This is a genomic window from Nocardiopsis sp. TNDT3, assembly GCF_003427465.1.
Classification (GTDB): Bacteria; Actinomycetota; Actinomycetes; order Streptosporangiales; family Streptosporangiaceae; genus Nocardiopsis; species Nocardiopsis dassonvillei.
Window position 1 is genome coordinate 1 of the sequence record NZ_QPFC01001013.1, and the last position, 3,852, is coordinate 3,852.

At 72.4% G+C, this 3,852-nt stretch carries 4 protein-coding genes; all 4 read left to right on the forward strand.

What is annotated here, in order from left to right; genetic code table 11:
- The coding region (locus tag DQW06_RS23005; RefSeq protein WP_157983575.1) for an ATP-binding cassette domain-containing protein at positions 1-807 on the forward strand (807 nt) is incomplete at its 5' end.
- 208 nt (positions 808-1,015) lie between these two features.
- Entirely contained in the window at positions 1,016-1,222 is a 207-nt protein-coding gene (locus tag DQW06_RS23010) for a helix-turn-helix domain-containing protein (protein WP_013153820.1), read from the forward strand.
- An 83-nt stretch (positions 1,223-1,305) separates the two neighbouring features.
- The gene (locus tag DQW06_RS23015; RefSeq protein WP_117199293.1) at positions 1,306-2,145 is read left to right on the forward strand and encodes an enoyl-CoA hydratase/isomerase family protein; all 840 of its coding nucleotides are present in this window, start codon (positions 1,306-1,308) and stop codon (positions 2,143-2,145) included.
- A 425-nt stretch (positions 2,146-2,570) separates the two neighbouring features.
- Positions 2,571-3,852, forward strand: a 1,282-nt coding sequence (locus DQW06_RS23020; protein WP_157983576.1) for a DEAD/DEAH box helicase, incomplete at its 3' end; no start/stop codon positions are given.

The following is a 3,852-nucleotide window of genomic DNA, read 5'->3' on the forward strand; positions in this document are numbered from 1 at the left end:
AAGCAGGCCGACACCCTGCGCAAGCAGGCCGACCGCTTCCGGGCCAAGGCGTCCAAGGCGCGCGCCGCGCAGCAGATGCTCAACCGGGCCGACCGCCTCCTGGACGGCGTGCAGGGCGTGCGCAAGTCCGACAAGGTGGCCAAGCTGCGCTTCCCCGACCCGGCGCCCAGCGGCCGCACGCCGCTCATGGCCGAGGGCCTGTCCAAGTCCTACGGGTCCCTGGAGATCTTCGCCGGGGTGGACCTGGCCATCGACCGGGGCAGCCGCGTGGTGATCCTGGGCCTCAACGGCGCGGGCAAGACCACCCTGCTGCGCCTGCTCGGCGGTGTCGAGACACCCGACACGGGCCGGGTCGTGCCCGGTCACGGGCTCAAGCTCGGCTACTACGCCCAGGAGCACGAGACCCTGGACGTGGACCGGTCCGTGCTGGAGAACATGATGAGCGCGGCCCCGGACCTGCCGGAGGTCGAGGCGCGGCGCACGCTGGGCTCGTTCCTGTTCACCGGCGACGACGTGGACAAGCCCGCGGGCGTGCTCTCCGGCGGTGAGAAGACCCGGCTGGCGCTGGCCACGCTGGTGGTCTCCAGCGCCAACGTGCTGCTGCTGGACGAGCCCACCAACAACCTCGACCCGGCCAGCCGCGAGGAGATCCTGGCGGCGCTGCGCAACTACAAGGGCGCGATCGTGCTCGTCACCCACGACGAGGGCGCGGTCGAGGCCCTCCAGCCCGAGCGGGTCATCCTCCTGCCCGACGGCGTCGAGGACGTGTGGAACGCCGAGTTCGAGGACCTCATCGCGCTGGCCTGACGCCGCCCGCGGCGGACGCGGGGTGTGGGGAGGTGGACGCCCGGCGGGCCCGGGAGGTTCACCTCCCCTCTTTTCGGTCAGTGTTCGCCCCGTGCCGAAAAAGGTGTTCTCGGCGGGGCGTCCGCGTGGTGTGGCGGTCCGCGGGCCCGATACCGGATCATGAGGGTGTCCCACGACGGGTGATCCGACGACTCTGAGGAGTGAGTGAGTGAACGACGCGCCGATCAAGCGCCCACGGCTGGCGGGGGAGGACCGTTCCGCGCTCGCCGCCCAGCTCAAGAGCCGCTACGACGCGGGGGAGAGCATCCGCATGCTGGCGGCGGCCACCGGACGGTCCTACGGTTTCGTCCACCGGCTCCTGAGTGAGGCCGGGGTGGAACTGCGCGGTCGCGGAGGCCCCACGCGCAAGGCGTGAGGCGTCGCGGCCCGGCCCGCTGGCCGCCCTGTGTTACCGATGGGTAATATCCGGGGGTGACCCCGAACACGACGGAGGAACCCATGGCACAGGCGACGAACGGGTCCGGACCGGCGCCCACCGAGGAGGAGCTCTCCCGGGCCAGGCTCAGGCTGGTGGTGCGGGGGCCGGTCGCCCACGTCACCATCAGCCGCCCCGACCGCCGCAACGCGATGACCGGGCGCACCTGGACCACGCTGGCCCGCATCGGCCAGACCCTCTCCGAGGACGTCCGAATCGTCGTCATCGACGGGGACGGCGACATCTTCTCCGCCGGGATCGACCTCGGCATGTTCAGCCCCGAGGGCGTCGACGGCGAGCGCTCCATGGTCGCGGGCCTGGCCGACGGCACCGCCTCCGACGCCGAGGTGCGGGACTACATCGCCGGCCTGCAGGAGGGCTTCCTCTGGCTGCGCCGCCCCGACCTGGTCACCGTCGCCGCCGTGCGCGGCCACGCCATCGGCGCGGGCTTCCAGCTGGCCCTGTCCTGCGACCTGCGCATCCTGGCCGACGACGCCCAGCTGTGCATGAAGGAGCCCGCCCTGGGGCTGGTCCCCGACCTCACCGGCACCAAGCCCCTGGTCGACATCGTCGGCGTCAACCGCGCGATCGAGATCTGCCTGACCGCCCGCCGCGTGGGCGCCCAGGAGGCGCGTGACCTCGGCCTGGCCGAGCTCGTGGTCCCCGCGGACGAACTCTCCGCCGCGGTGGACGACGTCGTGGCCGCCCTGCTCGCCACCGACCGCGCGGCCGCCACCGCCACCAAGGCCCTGCTCCAGCAGGCCGCGGGCAACACCCTCCAGCGGCAGGCCGAGGCCGAGCGCGCGGCGCAGGCCGCCCGGCTCGCCGCCCTGGCCCGGGCCTCGGTCGACGGATCCCGCTAGCGCTCCGCCTCCCGTCCTCCTGCCCCGGACCAGGGGCGACGCCGCGTACCCGGCGGTCGCGCGAAGATGTGGACGGGAGGGGGAGACCCTTGTCACCGGTCGAAAACCCCCACCCGGTCCCCGTCGTGGGAGGATCTCTAGTACTCTTCTACGAGCGGTCGTGACATGCCGCGCGCATCCGAGCGCGCCGAGGCCGCGCAAGACGCGGAGAGCGTGCCGACCCGGTCGGCGCCACTCTTGACCCGAAGAGTCGCTCGTCCCCCCACGCCAGTGAGGATCTCACGAGCTCAGGAGCCCCACGCACATGATGGGGCCCGCTTCCGCGTGTGATCAGGCGCGTTTGTGTGATTTCTTCGCTGGGTCGGTCATGGCCGTGTGAAGCCTTCCTCGAAACGCCGCCAAACGATGAGGAAGGTACACGTCACTTGACGACGGACACTGCCGTAACGCCTGCCTTCGACAGCCTGGGACTGCCCCAGGACATCGTCGAGGAGCTGGCCAGGAACGGTGTGACCACCCCGTTCCCGATCCAGGCCGCCACCATTCCCGACGCCATCGAGGGCCGCGACGTCCTCGGCTGCGGCCGCACCGGATCGGGCAAGACCCTGGCCTTCGGCCTGCCGGTCCTGATGCGCGCCGCCGAGCGCCGCGCCGCCGCCAACCGGCCCCGGGCCCTGATCCTGGTGCCCACCCGCGAGCTGGCCCACCAGGTCCGCGACGCCCTGCGCACCTACGCCCGCATCGTGGGCGTGCGCGTGGGCGACGTCGTCGGCGGCAGCTCCTACACCCGCCAGATCAACGAGCTGCGCCGCGGCGTCGAGGTCCTGGTCGCCACCCCGGGCCGTCTGTCCGACCTGATCGACCAGGGCGCCTGCGACCTGGGCGACGTGGAGGTCTCGGTGCTGGACGAGGCCGACCAGATGTGCGACATGGGCTTCATGCCGCAGGTCAGCGAGCTCCTGGACCAGGTCCGCCCCGACGGCCAGACCCTGCTGTTCTCGGCCACGCTCGACGGCGACGTCGACAAGCTGGTCCGCAAGTACATGAACGAGCCGCGCACCCACTCCGTGGACCCGCCGGTCTCGCAGGTCGCCAAGATGGAGCACCACCTGCTCAAGGTGCTGCCCCGCGACAAGAACACGATCGTCACCCAGATCGCCGCGCGCGAGGGCCGCACGATCCTGTTCGTGCGCAGCAAGTACCGCGCCGACACCATCAGCGAGCAGCTGGCCCAGGCCGGTGTCCCCTGCGCCTCCCTGCACGGCGGCAAGACCCAGAGCGTGCGCACCCGCACCCTGGCCAAGTTCCGTGAGGGCCGCATCCAGGCCCTGGTCGCCACCGACGTCGCCGCCCGCGGCATCCACGTCGACGGCATCGACATGGTGGTCAACGTCGACCTGCCCACCGGCCACAAGGACTACCTGCACCGCGGCGGCCGCACCGCCCGCGCGGGTGCCTCCGGCCTGGTGGTCTCCCTGGTGGCGCCCAACCAGCGCCGCATGGCCCGCCGCCTGCTCAGCGACGCCGGTGTCGAGGCCAAGCAGCACCTGGTCAACCCGGGCGACGAGCTGCTCAGCGAGGTGACCGGAGCCAAGGAGCCCTCCTGGGAGCCGTGGATCGAGCCGCCGGAGCCCGTGCGCGAGCGCCGCGGCCGCGGCGGCCCCCGTCGGGGCGGCCCCCGTGGTGGCGGTGGCGGCTACCGGGGTG

Excerpts from the sequence above, each read along its gene's own strand:
- DQW06_RS23015 (WP_117199293.1), top strand. The coding sequence starts at position 1,306 with ATGGCACAGGCGACGAACGGGTCCGGACCGGCGCCCACCGAGGAGGAG.